Genomic DNA, 16,876 nt, shown 5'->3' with positions numbered 1-16,876 from the left:
CCGCGCCGGAGTCGGCGCCAGCCTGCGGACCGGGGGCGGTCCACTCGGGTACGACGTCCGGGAGGGGCGCAGGGTTCCCGTCCGGCGACACGGGCGGGTCACGGCGGGTCCTCCCCGGCGGCTCCACCCACGGTGAGGATCCGGGCCATCGCCTCACGGCCGCGGGAGCAGCGTGACTTCACCGTGCCCTCCGCCACGTCGAGCACCCGGGCGGCCTCGGCGATGCTGAGCCCGTGCATGTCCACGAGCGTCAGGGCCAGGCGCTGCCCCTCCGGCAGGCGGGCCAGCGCTGCCTGCACGTCCAGGCGGACGTCGACGGAGTGGTGGCGGTCGTGGGGGTCCATCGGGTCGAGGTCGGTGATGTCGGAGGTGGGCCGGACGCGCCGCAGACGGTCGAGGCAGGCGTTGACGGTGATGCGGTGCAGCCAGGTCGTGACCTGTGAGTCCCCACGGAAGGAGTCAGCCCGGCGGAAGGCGTTGAGGAAGGCGTCCTGCACGGCGTCCGAGGCGAGCTCGGGGTCGCGGGTGGTGCGCAGCGCCAGCGCCCACATCCGGTCACGGTGCCGACGGAAGATCTCTCCGAAGGCGTCCAGGTCTCCTGCGGCATGACGGCGCAGCAGCGTGGCGTCGTCGACGTCCGACATCTCCTGCACCGCTGCCATGCCCCCTCGGTCCCGCCCGGTCGACCGACGGTCAGCCGACCGTGATCTCCCGGACGCTGACGACCTCACCGTCCGGTGAGGTCCAGGCCCGGGTGAACCACACGATGAGATAGCGGCCGGTGACCGGCTCGTCCGGGGTGACCGTCCAGGTCTCCGTGGCGCTGTCTGCCGAGCCAAGCTGGGTCGCGCCGTCGAGACCGACCTGGTCGGAGAGGTAGACGGCGCCACCGACGTCGCCCTCGCCCAGCTGCACGGCCACCTCGGAGACGGTGGCCCCCTCGCCGAGGTCGAGCACGAGCCCGGTGCCCGTCTTGAGCCCGCCCCACCCGGTGGAGAGGTAGGTGTGGGAGGTCCAGGCGGTGTCGGGGTCACCGTCGACCGCCAGGGGGGTCAGGTCGTTGTTCTCGTCGCCGTCCCCCTGCGGGTCGAAGGAGGTGATGCCGAGCACAGCGGTCGCTCCGTCGCCGTCCGCGGCCGGTGCGTCCGGGCTGCTGGGCTCCGGGGCGCTGGTGGCCCCCCCGGTCTCGCTGGTGCTGTCCTCACCGGTCGCGTCGTCGCCCGCCGTGGCGGAGGACCCGTCGGTCGGTGCCGACACCCCCGGGCTGCCGTCCGCGCCGCCAGGGTCGTCGCCCCCCGTCAGTCCTCGCAGCGCGCTCCAGCCCAGGACCACGGCCACTCCGAGCAGGCCAAGGAGCACCAGCATCACAACGGCGGTCTGGGCGCCCGTGCCCCGCTCCTCCGCGAGCCCCTGACCTGCAGTGACGCCGCCGCCGCCGCCCGCGCCGCCGCCCGTCCCCGGACCGGCCGTGACGGGCTCCGCTCCCGGACGAGCCGGCCGGGACGAGGGCCGATCACCGGTGCTGTGCACGCCGAGGAGGTCAGCGGTGGTGGGGCGGGTGCGAGCGTCAGCCCGGTCGTCCGTGGGGCCCGATCCCGGCCGGACACCCGCGAGCGGGTCGGTCTGGGGGACCCCGTCCCGGGGGGGACGCGGCACCACGGTGGTCCGGTCGGGGTCGGCGTGGGACCCGGTCCCGGAAACGCCCACGACGTCCTCGCGCCCGGTGTCGGCCGGGTGCTCGGTGTCGGCCGGGTGCGCGGCGATGGCCGCGGCGCTCGCCCCCGCATGGGCCGACAGGGCACCGGTGGTGGCCTCGTCCGGCGCTGCCGTGCGGGGGGCCGCCAGCGAGGCTGGACGGGTGGAGCGCACCATCTCCGAGGACCAGGGGGCCAGCTGACGGGCGACCTCACCCGGGGTATGGGGTGCGACGCCGGAGTCCGCGTCGGCGGCTGGGCCGTCCACCGCCCGGCACAGGGCGTCAAGATCGCCGGGGACCCCGCCGACGAGCTCGGACGGTGCCGGCAGCGAGCCGTCGTAGAGGCGGTGCGCGGACCGCAGGCCCGGCAGCTCCTCGCCCGGCCAGCGTCCGGTGAGCCCGGTGTAGAGCAGCGACACCAGGTCGGCGGTGTCGATGAGCGAGGCCTCGACCGCGGTGACGTCGTCCGTGCCCTCGAGGGCGGAGGCCACGCCCACCCCGGAGATCTTGACGGTGCCGTCGCTGGTGCGCAGCACCGAGTGCGGGTTGAGGTAGAGGTGGTGCAGCCCCCGTCGGCGCGCCGACTCCAGGCCTGCTGCGGCCTCACCGACGATCCGGCGGGCCTCCTCGGCTGGCAGCGGTCCCTCGGAGACGAGGGAGGCCAGAGACTCGGCCTCGCTCAGGCCCTCCTCGACGATCCAGCACAGCCCTTCCTCCTGACCGACGTCCAGGACCCGGACCAGCCGCGGGTCGTCGACGGCGGCCACCCGCCGGGCCCCGTCGATCACCGCCTGCGCGACCTGCGCGTTGTCGCCGGTCGACGGCAGCACGGTGACGGCGACGAGGCGGCCGAGCGTGACGTCGCGGGCCGACCAGTAGTCCAGGGTGCCGCCCTCGCGCCGGGCGAGAAGCTCGTCGAGCGCATAGCGCTCGCCCAGGCGGGTGCCCACCTCCAGCCGGTCCATCTCGCGGTCCTTCCCACTGCCGTCGCGCCCCGTCCGGGCGTCGTCCCACCCTAGTGTGCCCTCCTCGGGTCCCCCGGCCCCCTGCGCAACGCGTGGCGCGCCGTCCTCCGGCGCCGGGACCGCCGCGGCGAGCGCCCGGCCACCCGGGAGCCGGCGCAGCAGCGGGGCGGCTGCCTCCGCCAGCTCGGCGACCCCCAGACGGTGGGCGAGCACGGCATACCCGAGGAGGTAGAGCAGCCCGCACAGCGCCACGGTCAGCACCGAACCCAGCCACGCACCGACCTGGGCGTCCTCCTGCGAGAGCGCAGCGCCGGGGAGCAGGGCGAGGAGGACGAGGACGGGGACGGCGGCCACCACCGCCGCCAGCGCCGCCCGGCCGAGCGTCACGACCACGCCGCGCAGGTCGATACCGGGCAGACGGCGGCGCACGGCGCGGAGGGCCAGCACCGCCGCGGTCGTCTGGCCCAGCGCCTGGCCGACCGCGACGAGGAGCGCCGCGCGCGAGGGCGGCTGGGTGAGCGTCACCGCCAGCACCAGCACGAGCACGGTGGTGATGGCGATCTGGAAGCCGAAGGGGGTCCGGGCGTCCTCGAAGGAGTAGAAGACACGGGCGCACAGCAGGTAGAGGCCGTAGGGCACCAGGCCGAGGGAGAGGACCATGAGGATCGGCGCCATCGCCTGGGGGTCGGCGTTGCGCGGGAAGATGATCCGGACCACGTAGGGGGCGAAGAGGACCATCGCCAGCGAGACCGGCACCATCGCGGTGGCGAGCAGACGCAGCCCGCGGGCCGTGTGCTGGGCCATCCCGGACAGGTCGTGCTCGGCCGCGGCGCGGGACAGGACCGGGTAGATCGCGGTGAGGAGAGAGAGCGCGATGAGGGAGTGCGGGAGGATGAAGATGAGGTAGGCGTTGTCGTAGGCGGCTCGTGCCGGGAAGCTCTCGCCGGTCTCGCGACCTCGCACGACCACCCAGGCCAGCAGGTTGAAGACGAGCAGCAGCCCGGCCTGGCTCAGCGCGATGTCCGCGATCGACCACCCGGCCATCCGCGAGGCCGAGCCGAGGCCGACGCCACGGAACCCCCACCGCGGGGCCCAGCGGAAGCCGGTGCGGCGGACCGCGGGCACCAGCACGACCGCCTGCACCACGATCCCGAGGGTGGCGGACCCGGCCAACAGCCAGATCATCGCGGGCGTCCACTCCTGCAGCCCGATCCGCCCGGCCTCCGGGTAGAGGCGCATGAACAGCAGGATCCCGCTGATCGCCACGACGTTGGCCAGGGCCGGCGACCACATGAACGCCGCGAACCGGTGGTGCGCCGCCAGGACCTGCCCGAGCAGCGTGTGCACCCCGTAGAAGAGGACCTGCGGCACGCACAGGTAGGCGAACATGATCGTCAGGGTGAGCTCGGGGCTACCCCACGGCATGCTGAGGTTGTAGAGCTTGGTGATGAGCGGGGTGGCGGCGACGAACAGCACCGTGCCCCCGACCAGGACGGCGAGCGCCAGGGTGAGCAGGCGGTCGGTGTAGTCCTTGCCCTCCTCGCCCCGCACCATCGCCCGCATGAGCTGGGGGAGCAGGACCACGTTGAGCACCCCGGCGGCCAGCAGCACGTAGATGGTGTTGGGCAGGGTGTTGGCCGCCTGCCAGATGTCCAGGGCCGGGTTGCCCAGCCCGATGGCGGCCACGAGCAGCGAGACCCTCAGCAGGCCGAGGGCCCGCGACACCAGCGTCCCGGAGGCCATCACCAGGCTCGAGGAGGCGAGCGAGGCGGAGGACGAGCCGGTCACGACGGGCCCCCCGGGACGGTCGGGCGGGCTGCCGCGGCGGCTGCTGCGGCCGCCCGTGGCGTGGCGCGCAGGGCACGGGCGATACCGAGGACGAGGATGACCCCGCCGACCCCGCCGAGCACCCAGTAGATCCACACACCGGTGGGCTGCACGCGCACGGTGACCTCGGCGTCGTCGCCCAGCGAGCTGCCGTTGGGTGCAGTGAGGTACGCGGCGATGGTCGTCTCCCCGCGGCGCAGGGCGCGGGCCGTGAACGAGAGCGTCGCCCGGCTCTGCGCCCCCACCGACACCGGGTCCGGCTGCTCGATGACCTGCAGGAGGGTGCTGTCGGGCACCAGCTCGACCTGCAGCTGCTCCACCGCGACGGGCAGGTCGTTGACGACGGTCACCGTGATGATCCCCTGGTCGGACAAGAAGTTGATGGTGCTGGGGTTGATGTGGACCTGGGAGCGCACGGCGCCGGTGAGGGTGCGCAGGCCGCGCCAGAGGGAGTCCCAGTCGTCCGGGGCGGCGCGCCACCGCGTCGACCACAGCGACCGCAGCACGGGCTCCCAGGACTGCGGCGCGCCGTCCTCCTCGAGCACCTGGGACAGGCCGGCGAGGTCGACGGCGAGCCGGTCGAGGCTGCGGACCCGGTCGGGGGTCAGCGGGCTCGGGGCCGGGTCCAGCAGGACGGCTGCGTCGCCCAGCACCTCCGGGTCGGGCGCGGTCCCGGTGAGCTCGTGGCGGTGGGTGCCGGCCTGCGCCTGCGTGAGCAGGGCCGACGCGTGGACCGTGTCCAGCCACGGCGCGCCGACCAGGCCGTCGCTCACCTCGGCGAGCACCTCCTCGGGCACCACGGTGCCGCGGGGTGGCGCGAGGAGCAGGGAGCGGGACGTCCCGGGATCCTCCAGGTATGCCGTGAGGGTGTCTGCCAGGAGGTGCTGCGCGACCGCGCCCGCGCCGCGTCGGGCGGCGGCCTGGTCCGCCCCGGCCAGCAGGGCACCCGCCCGGGAGTCGGCGGCGAGAGCGGTGACCCCCGCCGGGGCCGTCAGCGGGACGGCCGCGTGGTCCACCGGCTCGGCCGAGGAGCCCGAGACCGACTCCCGGGGCAGGAGCACCGCTGCCGCCCCCTCGGGAGTGCCCTCGCGCGCCGACCAGAGCTTGTCGACCGCGGTGACGTCGCGGACGGACGGGGCGGCGAGCGCCGGCCAGACGACGTCGTCGCGCCCTCGGGACGTCAGTCGTCGGACCTGCGCAGTGGCGTCCTCGGGCAGCGTCCCCAGCAGGTCCTGGGTGCGGGTGGCCTGGGCGTCGGGCCGACCCGTGGCACCGACCTCGAGGAGGGCCGCGACGTCCGCGTCGCCGGCCGGCAGCCACCACAGCTGGTCGTCCTCGACGCGGGCCAGCCGCCCTGCCAGCTCCACGAGCGCGGCGTCGAGCCGCTGGTCGGTGACCACCGCCGTCCCGTCGCCCTCGGGTTCGGTGCCCGGGGCGGGTGCCGGCACGGACGGGGGGTCCACGGTCTCCTGCGCGTCCTCGACCGGGCCCTCGCCGCCCCCGGTCTCCTGTCCGTCCTCCCCCGCGCCCTCTTCCTCGCCCGTCCCGTCAACGCCCGTGCCCTCCCCGTCGGGGCCGCGGAGCTCGGCGGGCCCGGGGCCGGGGCTGAGAAGCGCGGGGTCGACCAGCCACGTCACGTCCGGCAGCGGGGACAGGCCCGCCAGCCAGGCCCGGGCCGGGGACCCCGGCCCGGTCGCGGCGTACCAGGCCTGGCGCCGCACCGTGGGATCCGGGTCGGACAGGGCCGGGTCCGCCGGCAGGGTCAGAGGCACCACCCACGCCAGGTCGAGCGGTTCGCGGACCAGGTCGTCGCCGACGGTCAGCACGGTGCGCAGGGTGACCAGCTCGACGCCCTCGGCGCTGGTGCCGTCGGCGTCCTCCTCCTGCGCACGCAGCTCCACCGCCAGCGCCGTCGCTCCGTCCTGCACAGGGTCCAGGACGTTCTCGGGGACGCTGACGGTGAACGGGATGGCCGCCCCGGGGGCCACGACCGGCCCGACCTCGTCGTCCCCGAGCACCCGGTCCGTCGCCCGCGCGTCGGTCCCCCCGACCCACGCGGAGACGTCCGCCCGGCTGCGCAGGGGAGCCCACGCCGCGCGCAGGTCCACGGTGCTCAGCCGCCGGACGCGGTCGCCGTCGTTGACCACCCGCCCCCGGAGGACGACCGGCTCGCCCGGTCGGGCGACGGTCGGGTCGACGTCGTCGAGCAGGATGCGCAGACCAGGTCCGTCCTCCGTCTCCGGGGTCACCGGGTCCGCGCTGACCACGGGAGCGGAGGGGTATGCCGTGAGGGGCGTGGGGAGGGCCGCGCCGGCGGGCACGCCGGCGGTCACGACCAGGGTCATCGCGGCCAGCGCAGCGGCCGCCCGCGCCCGGGACCGGTCCGCCCACGCTCGACGGCGGGCTGCGGGACTCACGGCGAGCTCAGGCGCTCCGGGTCAGTCGCTGCCAGGCCTCACGGGCGATGCGGCGCTCGTTGGGGAAGGTCAGCTTGCGGTGGACCTCGTCGAGCGGGACCCAGATGGCGTCGATCGCCTCCTGGTCCGGGTCGTTGTCCACCGTCAGGTCGCCGCCGGTCGCCTCGAGCAGGTAGTGGTGCACCATCTTGTGGATGCGGTGCGAGGGGGTGGTGAACCAGTACTCGATCGTGCCGAGCGTGATGAGGACCCGCCCCTCGATGCCGGTCTCCTCCGCCACCTCGCGCTCTGCCGTCTGCACGAGGGTCTCGCCCGGCTCCACGTGGCCCTTGGGCAGGCACCACTCGACCCTGCCCAGGCGGTTGCGCCGGGCGATGATGGCGATCCGGGCCCGGCCCTCGTACACGTCGATGACCACTCCCCCCGCGGACGTCTCGCTCACCGACGGCAGTCGTCGCGCGGACGGCTGGTGTCGTGAGGCGGTCGTCATCCACCCACTGTAACCAGTGAGACTGCGGTCACGACCGATGTGCCGCGCCTGCCGCAACATCCGAGCGGGAGCCGGACCGGGCCTCTGGCATCGCCACGCGGGTGGCGGCCCGGGTCGCCTACCCTGGAGGGCGATGCCCACTCCCACCTCGACCGACGCCGCCCTGCTCCTGCGGGCCATGCACCACCTGACCCCGACGCTGCCGCTGCTGACCGATCTCGGGGAGCGTTTCGGCACGGCGGGCCACCAGGTCGCGCTGGTCGGCGGACCCGTCCGCGACGCCTTCCTCGGCCGCCCGTCCCCTGACCTCGACCTGACCACCTCGGCCTCGCCGGAGCAGATCGAGGAGGTCCTCGCCGGGTGGGCCGACACCACCTGGGACGTCGGGCGGGAGTTCGGCACCATCGGGGCCCGTCGTGGGGACGACGTCCTGGAGATCACCACCTACCGGGCCGACGCCTACGACGCCGAGTCGCGCAAGCCGGTCGTCGCCTTCGGCGACAACCTCGAGGACGACCTGGTCCGGCGCGACTTCACGGTCAACGCGATGGCGCTGCGGCTGCCCGAGCTCCTCTTCGTCGACCCTCACGACGGCCTCGCCGACCTCGCTGCCCTGCGTCTGCGCACACCGCATACCCCCGAGGTGTCCTTCAGCGACGACCCGCTGCGCATGATGCGGGCGGCCCGCTTCGTGGCCCAGCTCGGCCTCGTCCCGGCCCCCGAGGTCGTCGCCGCCATGACCGACATGGCCGGACGCCTGGAGATCATCTCCGCCGAGAGGGTCCGCGACGAGCTCGTCAAGCTGCTCCTCGCCCCCGACCCGCGGGCCGGGCTGGAGATGCTCGTGGAGACCGAGCTGGCCGAGCAGATGCTGCCCGAGCTCCCGGCGCTGCAGCTGGAGGTCGACGAGCACCACCGGCACAAGGACGTCTACGAGCACAGCCTCACGGTCCTGGAGCAGGCGATCGCCCTCGAGGACGCGCCGGGCGCCGAGGGCGAGGACGCCGTCCCCGGACCCGACCTGGTGCTGCGGCTGGCGGCCCTCCTGCACGACATCGGCAAGCCGGCGACCCGCCGGTTCGAGCCCGATGGCGGCGTCAGCTTCCACCACCACGAGATCGTCGGTGCCAAGCTCACCCGTGCCCGCCTGCGGGCGCTGCGCTTCGACAAGGAGACGGTCCGGTCCGTCTCCCGCCTCGTCGAGCTGCACCTCCGCTTCCACGGCTACGGCTCGGGGGAGTGGACCGACTCGGCCGTGCGTCGCTACATCACCGACGCCGGTCCGCTGCTCGGCCGCCTCCACCGGCTCACGCGCTCGGACAGCACCACGCGCAACCGGCGCAAGGCGGCGCGGCTCGCAGCGACCTACGACGACCTCGAGACGAGGATCACGCGGCTGCGCTCGCAGGAGGAGCTGCGTGCAGTCCGGCCCGAGCTCGACGGCAACCAGATCGCCGAGGCGCTCGGCATCACCCCCGGGCCGGTGCTGGGGCGCGCCTACAAGCACCTCCTGGCCGTCCGGCTGGACCAGGGCCCGCTCGGCGAGGAGGGTGCCCGGGCCGCCCTCCTGCAGTGGTGGGCCGACCAGCCGGAGTCCGTGACCCAGCCGGAGGCCGTGACCCAGCTGGAGTCCGAGGATGGATAGCAGACCGCTCACGCGCGCGGAGTACCGCTCCCAGGCCGGGGTGAGGGCCCGGCACACGCAGCGTCTGTCGCTGGCCCACCGGCTGCTCTCCCTGCCGTGGCTCACCCTGGTGCTCGCAGCCCTGGTCGTCGCGGCCGGCACGGATCTCCTCCGCCCCGACCGGTATGCCGCCACCGCCACCCTCGAGGCCAGCACCGACCGCGGCGCGGAGGTGGCCGCGGTCTCGCTGAGCCGCACCGACCTCTCCGACCGGGTCGAGCAGGAGGTCGAGCTGGACGAGCAGTGGGCCGGGCGGATCCGCGCCTCGGTGGACCACCGCGCCGGCGAGCCTGTGCTCCTGGTGACCGCCGTGACGCCGGACCCCAGACTCTCCGCCCTCGCGGCCGACACCGCCGCCGCGCTGGCCCTGACCGAGGACCCTGAGGGGCTGACCCTCGCGGCGCCCGCCGAGGTCCCGACCCGGGCTGTCGGTGACCGGGCGTGGTGGTGGTTCGCGGCCGGTGCGGCGGCGGTGGTCCTCGCCCTGGCCGGTGAGAGCGTCGCTGCGCGCCGGGAGCGCCGACCGGCGGACGTGCGCACCCCGGGCACGACCCCCCGGACGGTCGGATGAGCCAGACCTCCGTGACCGCACCCGCCGACGAGGTCCCCACCAGCCGAGCCGGGGTGCGCGCCCTGCGCGCTGCCCGGCACGCGCTGAGGGTGCCGCCGGTGCCACGAGACTTCCGCGCGGACATCGAGGGCATGCGCGCGATCGCCGTCGTCGGCGTGATGCTCTGGCACGCCGGCGTGCCGCTGCTGCCCGGCGGCTTCGTCGGGGTCGACGTCTTCTTCGTGGTCAGCGGCTTCCTGATGACCGCGCTGCTGCTCGAGGAGGCGCGCGAGCGCGGTCGGATCGACCTCGGTCGCTTCTACGCCCGCCGCGCCCGACGGCTCCTCCCCGCCGCGCTGGCGGCGCTGGTCGGCACCGTCGTCATCACCCTGGCCGTGATCCCGCGGACCCGGTGGACGGAGATCGGTGGCGACGTCGTGGCCTCGGCCGCCTACCTCGTCAACTGGCGGCTCGCGGAGCGCTCGGTGGACTACCTCGACCTGAGCCGCGCCCCGACCCCGGTCCAGCACTACTGGTCGTTGGCGGTGGAGGAGCAGTTCTACATCGTCTGGCCGGTCCTGCTCCTGCTCGTCCTGCTCCTGGCCAGGGGCCGGGCGAAGGTGTTCCGGACCGGGTCGTGGATGGTGACCGTCGGGCTGCTGCTCGCCTCGCTGGCCCTGTCGGTGTGGTGGACCCGCACGGCCGGTCCGGAGGCCTACTTCGTCACCCCGACGCGCGTCTACGAGCTGATGATCGGGGCCGCGGTGGCTCTCGCCGCCCGGGCCTGGGCGGACGTCCCCCGCCCCTTGGCGGCGCTGGTGGGATGGGTGGGCCTGGCGATGATCGCCGCCTCGCTCGTGACCATCGACGCCTCGACCCCCTTCCCCGGGGCCTGGGCCCTGCTGCCCACCGGCGGCACCGCCCTGGTCATCCTCGCCGGCTTCAACGCCGGCACCCTCGGCCCGGTGCTGCTGCTGCGGGCCCGGTGGATGCAGTGGGTGGGGCGCATCAGCTATAGCCTCTACCTGTGGCACTGGCCGTTCGTCGCGGCCGCCGCCTCCCTGGCGCAGGTGGGCCGGGGCGGTCCGGCATCCCTGCCGGTGCACTGGGGTCTGCTCGCGGTGCTCGTCTCGGTGGTCCCGGCCTGGCTCTCGTTCAGGTATGTCGAGGAGCCGGTGAGGGTGCACGGGCGCACCCTGGCCTCCCGGCTGCCTCCCGCGCTGGTCACCCGGCGCACGCTGCGGCTGGGGCTCAACTGCAGCCTCGCCGGCCTGCTGCTCGGGATGACCATGATGCTCCTCTCGCCGCCCTCCACCTCCTCCGACGCGGTCGCCTGGCGCACGCCCAAGGTCGTCGACCAGGTGCGTGCCCCCGTCGGGGCGGGCACCCTCGTCGCGGGCGGCGACTCGGCGGCCGCGCGGGGGGCCACCGCCGGCCGCGTGCTGGGGTCGGCGGCCGCTGGTCACGAGGGCCTGGCAGGAGCGCCGGCCTCCGACCTGGGCTCGGACCTGGGTTCGGAGGAGACCCTGGGGGAGGACGTGGAGCCGACCCCCATGCCGGACCGGCTCACGGACCTCGCGGTCCCGCTCGAGCAGGTCCCTGACGACCGGCCGGTGATGCAGCCCGAGGGGTGCTTCGCCGGGCTCACGTCCACCACCGTCGGCGTCTGCGAGGCGGGCGACCCCGAGGGCGTGGTCACGGTGGCCCTGCTGGGCGACAGCCACGCGGGGATGTGGGTCACCGCGCTGGACGAGATCGGGCGGGAGCGCGGGTGGCGGGTCCTGACGGTCTCCAAGTCGTCGTGCCCGCCGGTGGACGGCCTGGAGGTCGACCGGGAGGACCGTTCGCCGACCCACGGGCAGTGCATGGCCTACCAGGAGAAGGTCGTCGACCGGTTGGTCGAGGTCGACCCCGACCTGGTCCTCATGTCTTCCGCCGCGTACTCGGACGTGCCGGGCGAGGAGATGGCGCAGGCGCTGGGCCGACGGATCGACGCGCTGAGCGACGAGGGCATGCCCACCGCGCTGATCCGGGACGTGCCCCGCCCACCCTTCGACGTGCCGGGCTGCCTGCTCGAGCACCCGGACGCCGCGACCGAGTGCGTCTTCGACCGGGAGGAGGCCCTCGCCCGCGCAGGCACGGGTCAGTCGGAGCTGGTCGCGCTCCGGCCCGCCCTGCCCGTGGTCGACCTCAACGACGCCGTCTGCCCGACGGAGGCCTGCGAGCCGGTCCTCGGCGGCGTGGTCGTCTGGCGGGACAGCAACCACCTGTCGGCCACCTACGTCCGGTCGCTCACCGACCTCGTCGAGCAGCAGGTCAGACCGTTGGTGGCGGCGTCGCTGCTGCCGCAGCCGGCCGGTGCGCTGCTCCAGCAGGGCGGACTGCTGGGCGCGGGCTGAGCCGGTCGGGCTCGTCCCACACCCGCCACAGCACCCACGCCCACGCGGCGGAGCGCAGCGCGACCACCAGGGCGTAGGTCTCGGGGGGCAGTCCCCGACCCGGGTCGGTGGCGAAGGCGATGTGCAGCCAGGTGGTGACGAAGTGCAGCGTCTCCACGAACGCCCACACCAGGTGCTCCCACCAGGGCCGGGCCGACAGCGCCAGCCACGGCAGCAGCCACAGCCCCGACTGCACGGACAGCGAGGGGGCGGTGAGCACGACGACGAGCATCATCAGCGCGCTCAGCTGCACCACCCCCGGCAGGGGCGCCGCGTGCCGGTGCCGCCGCCGCCGTCGCGAGGAGACGCGGACCGCCACGCCGACGGCCACGACCCAGCCGGCCACGGCCACCACGGTCGTCGCCGTCGTCGGCAGGGGCGTGCCCATCAGGCGCGGCACCATCTGCAGGGCGCCGTAGCCGGCGCCCTGCACCCACCAGTCGCGGAGCGGGGCCAGTGCTCGCGGCTCCACCAGCACGAGCGGGACAAGGACGGCGAGGGCGCCCAGCACGGCCCCCACGAGGACCTGCGCGCCGGCGAGCAGGTCGCCGCGCCGCCGCGCGACGAGGACCACCGCCACCACGACCACGAGCGGGAACGGTCGGACCAGCAGCGCCACCCCCAGCAAGATGCCCGCGGGCCAGGGATGGTCGCGCTGCCACGCCCACAGCCCCAGCAGCATCAGGGACACCCCCAGCAGGTCCGTGGAGACCAGGGCGAGCGTGGCCACGACCGGGCTGACCGCCAGGTGCGCAGCCTGCCAGGGACGGCGCGGCTGCAGCGCGACGACCGCCAGCACGGCGGCCGCGAGGAGGACCACGGCGGCCAGCGTCCAGAGCACGAACACCCACTGCTGGGCCGCGACGTCCTGTCCCGCCCGGGGCGAGACCTGTGCCACCACCCACATGGCCAGCCCGGACAGGGGCGGCTGGGTCGAGGGGACCTCGGCGGCCCACGGCAGCTGGCGCTGGGCCAGCACGGAGCTGACGTGCACGACCGGCAGGTCGGAGTAGCAGGCGCGCCAGAACTGGTCCGGGGTGTTCCAGCCCTTGAGGAGGCAGTGCCCCTTCTGCCAGACCCCGAGGGCGAGCATGGTGGCCCCGAGCGCGACGAGGGCTGCCGCGACCCCGGTCAGGCCTCGGGCGCCGGTGACGGCATACCGTCCGACCGGTCCGCCCAGGACCCCGGTGAGACGCGCGACCACGGGGTCGCTCCACGACGGTACGACGTAGGGGACGTCGCGGCGGGTGCGCTCGCGGGGGACCAGCATGGTGGACAGGGTAGGTGGTGAGCGCGGCGGCCCCTGGACCTCAGCCCCCCGGGTCCACCGGCGGTGCGGCGGTCGTCCCGGGGTCCGTCGGCAGGGGCGCGGTCGGGGCCGGGGTGGTGGGCGCCGGGGTGGTGGGCGCCGGGGTGGTGGGTGCGGGCGTCGTGGGCTCCGGGGTCGTGGGCTCCGGGGTGGTCTCCGTCGGCTCCTCGGACGTGGTCTCGGTGGGCTCCTCGGAGGTCGTGGTCTCCGTGGTGGGCGCGGTGGTCTCGACCGGGGGCTGAGTGGTCGGGGCCTGCTCGGTCGGGGGTTCGCTGGTCTCGATGGCGTCCCCCAGGCCGACCCGCTCGGGGAAGGGTATGACGTCCTCGCCCTGGAGCGCGCGCCGCATGAACTCGCCCCACACCTGGGCGGGGAAGGTGCCGCCGGTGATCTGGTCGATGCCGCCGACGTCCTGCATGGGGACGGTGCCGTCGCCCTTGTACATCACCACGCCCGCCGCCAGCTGGGGGACGAAACCGTCGAACCAGGCAGACACGTTGCCCTCGCTCGTGCCCGACTTGCCCGCGCTGGGACGACCCAGGTCGCCCGCCGTGGTGCCGGACCCCTGCGTCATGACGTAGGTCATGGCGTCGATGACGTCCGCCGCGACGCCGGCGTCGATGCCGTCCTCGGTCTCCGGCTCCGCCTCGAAGGTGGTCTCGCCCGTGGCCGTGACGACCTCGGCGACGACGTAGGTCTCGGCGCGCTGGCCCTCCGCCGCGATCGTGGCGTAGGCGTTGGTCATCTCGACCAGGGTGGGTGAGGCCGTGCCCAGCACGTTGGTGAGGTCCGAGCCGAGACCCGGCGTGTCCTCCGGGATCCCCAGGTCGACGGCCGCCTCGACCGTGCGAGCCGGACCGACCTCCTCGTTGAGCGCGACGTAGATGGTGTTGACCGACTCGGCCAGCGCGACCCGCAGGTCGAGCAGGCCGAAGGAGACGTCGCGGAAGTTGCGGACCTCGACCTCGCCGCCCTCGAGGCCGAAGGTCATCGGGCTGGGCCCCGCCATGACCGACTCGGTGCTGATCCCCTCGGTGACGGCGGCGGTCAGGGTGATCGGCTTGAAGAGCGAGCCGGCCTGCACGCGGGCGTCGGTCGCCGCGTTGAGCTGGGTCTGCTGGTAGTCCTCCCCGCCGTACATCGCGGTGATCGCCCCGTCGCCGGGCCGGACGGCGGTCAGGGCCACGGTGATGTCGTCGGTCCCCTCCCCGGTGGGGCGGAACTGCTCCACCGCGGCCTTGGCGGCCTCCTGGTGGTCGCGGTCGATCGTCGTGGTCACCCGCAGACCGCCCGAGTCGATCGCCGCGTCCTCGAGGCCGAGCAGCTCGCTCAGCTCTCCCCGCACCTCCTGGGCGACATACCCCTCCACGCCCTGGACCGCGGTCGTGGGCTGGGTGTCCTGCACCTCCGGGAACTCCACGCCGTCGGCCGCGGACTGGTCCAGCCAGCCCTCCTCGACCATCCCGGCCACGACGTAGTCGACACGGGCCCGCACCCGTTCCTCGTTGCCGTCGGCGTAGTCCGGGTCGAAGAGGGACGGGGCGTTCATCACCGAGGCCAGGAAGGCGCCCTCGGAGACGGAGAGCTCGGACACGTCCTTGTCGAAGTAGGCGTCGCTGGCGGTCTGGATGCCGTAGGCCCCACGGCCGAAGTAGATCGTGTTGAGGTAGTTCTCCAGGATCTGCTCCTTGGACTGCGTGTTGTCGATCTTGACCGAGATGAGGATCTCCCGCAGCTTGCGGGTGAGGGTCTGGTCGGCGGTCAGGTAGTAGTTCTTGACGTACTGCTGGGTGATCGTCGAGCCGCTCTGCACCCCCTCGCCGCGCAGCGTGCGGTAGACGCCGCGTGCCGTGCCCGTGACCGAGACCCCCTGGTTGTCGTAGAAGCTGCGGTCCTCCGCTGCCAGGACCGCCTGCTGGACGTGCAGGGGCACCTCCTCCAGCAGCACCGACTCGCGGTCGTAGCCGCCGGTGAAGCGCGCCAGCTCCGTCTGCCCGTCGTCGTAGTAGAGGATCGTGCTCTGCGCGTCGGCGAAGTCGTTCGGCTCCGGGATGTCCGTGCGCGAGTAGGCCCAGGCGAAGGCGCCGGTCGCCAGCACCACTCCCAGCAGCCCCAGCCCGAGCAGCCACAGCAGGATCGTGCGGCCCCGGCCGCGGCCGGAGCGGCGGCGTCGACGCCCTGACTGGCGGGCGTCTCGGCGCGTGGCGGGGGGACGGGTGGAGGAGGTCACGCACCCATTGTGCCAACCGCCGGTGGGAGGAACCTTGGAATGTCGGGGTACCGTGCGTCGTTAGCCCGTGTCGGTGAGCGGTCCAGCGGGACCGGCCGACCAGATGACCTCAAGGAGATGTTCGAATGGCTTCGGTGCGCGTGGCGATCGTCGGTGTGGGCAACTGCGCCAGCTCGTTGGTGCAGGGCGTGGAGTACTACAAGGACGCCGACCCCGACGCGACCGTGCCGGGCCTGATGCACGTCCAGTTCGGCGACTACCACGTCAGCGACGTCGAGTTCGTCGCCGCCTTCGACGTCGACGCCAAGAAGGTCGGCCTCGACCTGAGCGACGCGATCGGTGCCAGCGAGAACAACACGATGAAGATCGCCGACGTGCCATCGACGGGCGTCACCGTCCAGCGCGGGCCGACGATGGACGGTCTCGGCAAGTACTACTCGATGACCATCGACGAGTCCGACGCCGAGCCGGTGGACGTCGTCCAGGTCCTCAAGGACGCGCAGGTCGACGTGATGGTCTCCTACCTGCCGGTCGGCAGCGAGAGGGCCGACAAGTTCTACGCCCAGTGCGCCATCGACGCCGGGGTGGCCTTCGTCAACGCGCTGCCGGTCTTCATCGCCTCCGACCCCGAGTGGGCCGCGAAGTTCGAGGAGGCGGGCGTGCCGATCGTCGGCGACGACATCAAGAGCCAGGTCGGGGCGACGATCACCCACCGCGTGATGGCCAAGCTCTTCGAGGACCGCGGCGTCATGCTCGACCGCACCTACCAGCTCAACGTCGGCGGCAACATGGACTTCAAGAACATGCTCGAGCGCGAGCGCCTGGAGTCCAAGAAGCTGTCCAAGACCCAGGCCGTCACCTCCAACGTCGCCCAGCAGTTCGCCGACCGCGACGTGCACATCGGCCCCTCCGACTACGTCCAGTGGCTCGATGACCGCAAGTGGGCCTACGTGCGCCTCGAGGGACGCGCCTTCGGTGACGCCCCGATCAGCCTGGAGTACAAGCTCGAGGTCTGGGACTCGCCCAACTCCGCGGGCATCATCATCGACGCCCTGCGCGCTGCCAAGATCGCCCAGGACCGCGGCCAGGGCGGACCGGTCATCGGCGCCTCGGCCTACCTGATGAAGTCCCCGCCCGTGCAGATGCCGGACGACAAGGGCCGCGCCGAGGTCGAGGCGTTCATCCGCGGCGAGGCCGCCGTCTGACGTTCTGGCCCCACGGTGCAGTGGTCCCGCCCGCGGGGTCAGAGGTCCTTTTCCGTCCCGCTACG

Annotated in this window: 10 protein-coding genes; 4 read left to right on the top strand and 6 right to left on the bottom strand. The window is 73.9% G+C overall.

All coding sequences use genetic code 11. The annotated features are described in order from the left end of the window. Window positions 1-98 precede the first annotated feature (98 nt). From sigM to ACI3ET_RS14500, 4 genes are read right to left on the bottom strand one after another with little or no spacing between them, the layout of a single operon-like run. Entirely contained in the window at window positions 99-662 is a 564-nt protein-coding gene (gene sigM / locus ACI3ET_RS14515) for an RNA polymerase sigma factor SigM (RefSeq protein ID WP_405033787.1), read from the bottom strand. 31 nt (window positions 663-693) lie between these two features. Beyond that, window positions 694-4,449, bottom strand: a complete 3,756-nt coding sequence (locus ACI3ET_RS14510) for a lipid II flippase MurJ (protein WP_405033786.1) — start codon at window positions 4,447-4,449, stop codon at window positions 694-696. Further along, window positions 4,446-6,905 (bottom strand): DUF6049 family protein, encoded by a 2,460-nt coding sequence (locus ACI3ET_RS14505; RefSeq protein ID WP_405033785.1) that lies wholly within the window; start codon window positions 6,903-6,905, stop codon window positions 4,446-4,448. Before ACI3ET_RS14505 ends, ACI3ET_RS14510 begins: the two co-directional genes overlap by 4 nt. 7 nt (window positions 6,906-6,912) lie before the next feature. Beyond that, window positions 6,913-7,395, bottom strand: a complete 483-nt coding sequence (locus tag ACI3ET_RS14500) for an NUDIX hydrolase (RefSeq protein WP_405033784.1) — start codon at window positions 7,393-7,395, stop codon at window positions 6,913-6,915. Between the two features lie 133 nt (window positions 7,396-7,528). Here ACI3ET_RS14500 and ACI3ET_RS14495 point away from each other — a divergent pair, with 133 nt between their 5' ends. Genes ACI3ET_RS14495 through ACI3ET_RS14485 form a run of 3 tightly spaced genes read left to right on the top strand, consistent with a single transcriptional unit; the run spans window position 7,529 to window position 12,028 of the window. After that, the gene (locus ACI3ET_RS14495; protein WP_405033783.1) at window positions 7,529-9,040 is read left to right on the top strand and encodes a CCA tRNA nucleotidyltransferase; all 1,512 of its coding nucleotides are present in this window, start codon (window positions 7,529-7,531) and stop codon (window positions 9,038-9,040) included. After that, window positions 9,033-9,650, top strand: coding sequence for a hypothetical protein (locus ACI3ET_RS14490; RefSeq protein ID WP_405033782.1), 618 nt, complete (start codon window positions 9,033-9,035; stop codon window positions 9,648-9,650). Before ACI3ET_RS14495 ends, ACI3ET_RS14490 begins: the two co-directional genes overlap by 8 nt. Then, a complete protein-coding gene (locus ACI3ET_RS14485) occupies window positions 9,647-12,028 on the top strand; it encodes an acyltransferase family protein (RefSeq protein ID WP_405033781.1) in 2,382 nt (793 codons plus the stop codon). Before ACI3ET_RS14490 ends, ACI3ET_RS14485 begins: the two co-directional genes overlap by 4 nt. On the opposite strand, the gene ACI3ET_RS14480 is transcribed toward ACI3ET_RS14485, so the two are convergent. Both ACI3ET_RS14480 and ACI3ET_RS14475 read right to left on the bottom strand, forming a co-directional pair. Further along, window positions 11,946-13,337, bottom strand: a complete 1,392-nt coding sequence (locus tag ACI3ET_RS14480; protein ID WP_405033780.1) for a glycosyltransferase 87 family protein — start codon at window positions 13,335-13,337, stop codon at window positions 11,946-11,948. The genes ACI3ET_RS14485 and ACI3ET_RS14480 overlap by 83 nt on opposite strands. A 40-nt stretch (window positions 13,338-13,377) precedes the next feature. After that, complete coding sequence (locus ACI3ET_RS14475; protein WP_405033779.1) at window positions 13,378-15,606, bottom strand: transglycosylase domain-containing protein; 2,229 nt, start codon at window positions 15,604-15,606, stop codon at window positions 13,378-13,380. 125 nt (window positions 15,607-15,731) lie between these two features. On the opposite strand from ACI3ET_RS14475, the gene ACI3ET_RS14470 reads away from it, so the two are divergent. Beyond that, on the top strand, window positions 15,732-16,811 hold the full coding sequence (locus ACI3ET_RS14470) for an inositol-3-phosphate synthase (protein ID WP_405033777.1): 1,080 nt from the start codon (window positions 15,732-15,734) through the stop codon (window positions 16,809-16,811). Window positions 16,812-16,876: the final 65 nt, after the last annotated feature.

Origin of the sequence: Ornithinimicrobium jinqii (genome assembly GCF_045032595.1) — a bacterium.
GTDB lineage: Bacteria > Actinomycetota > Actinomycetes > Actinomycetales > Dermatophilaceae > Ornithinicoccus.
This window is presented reverse-complemented; position numbering and strand designations above follow the sequence as displayed.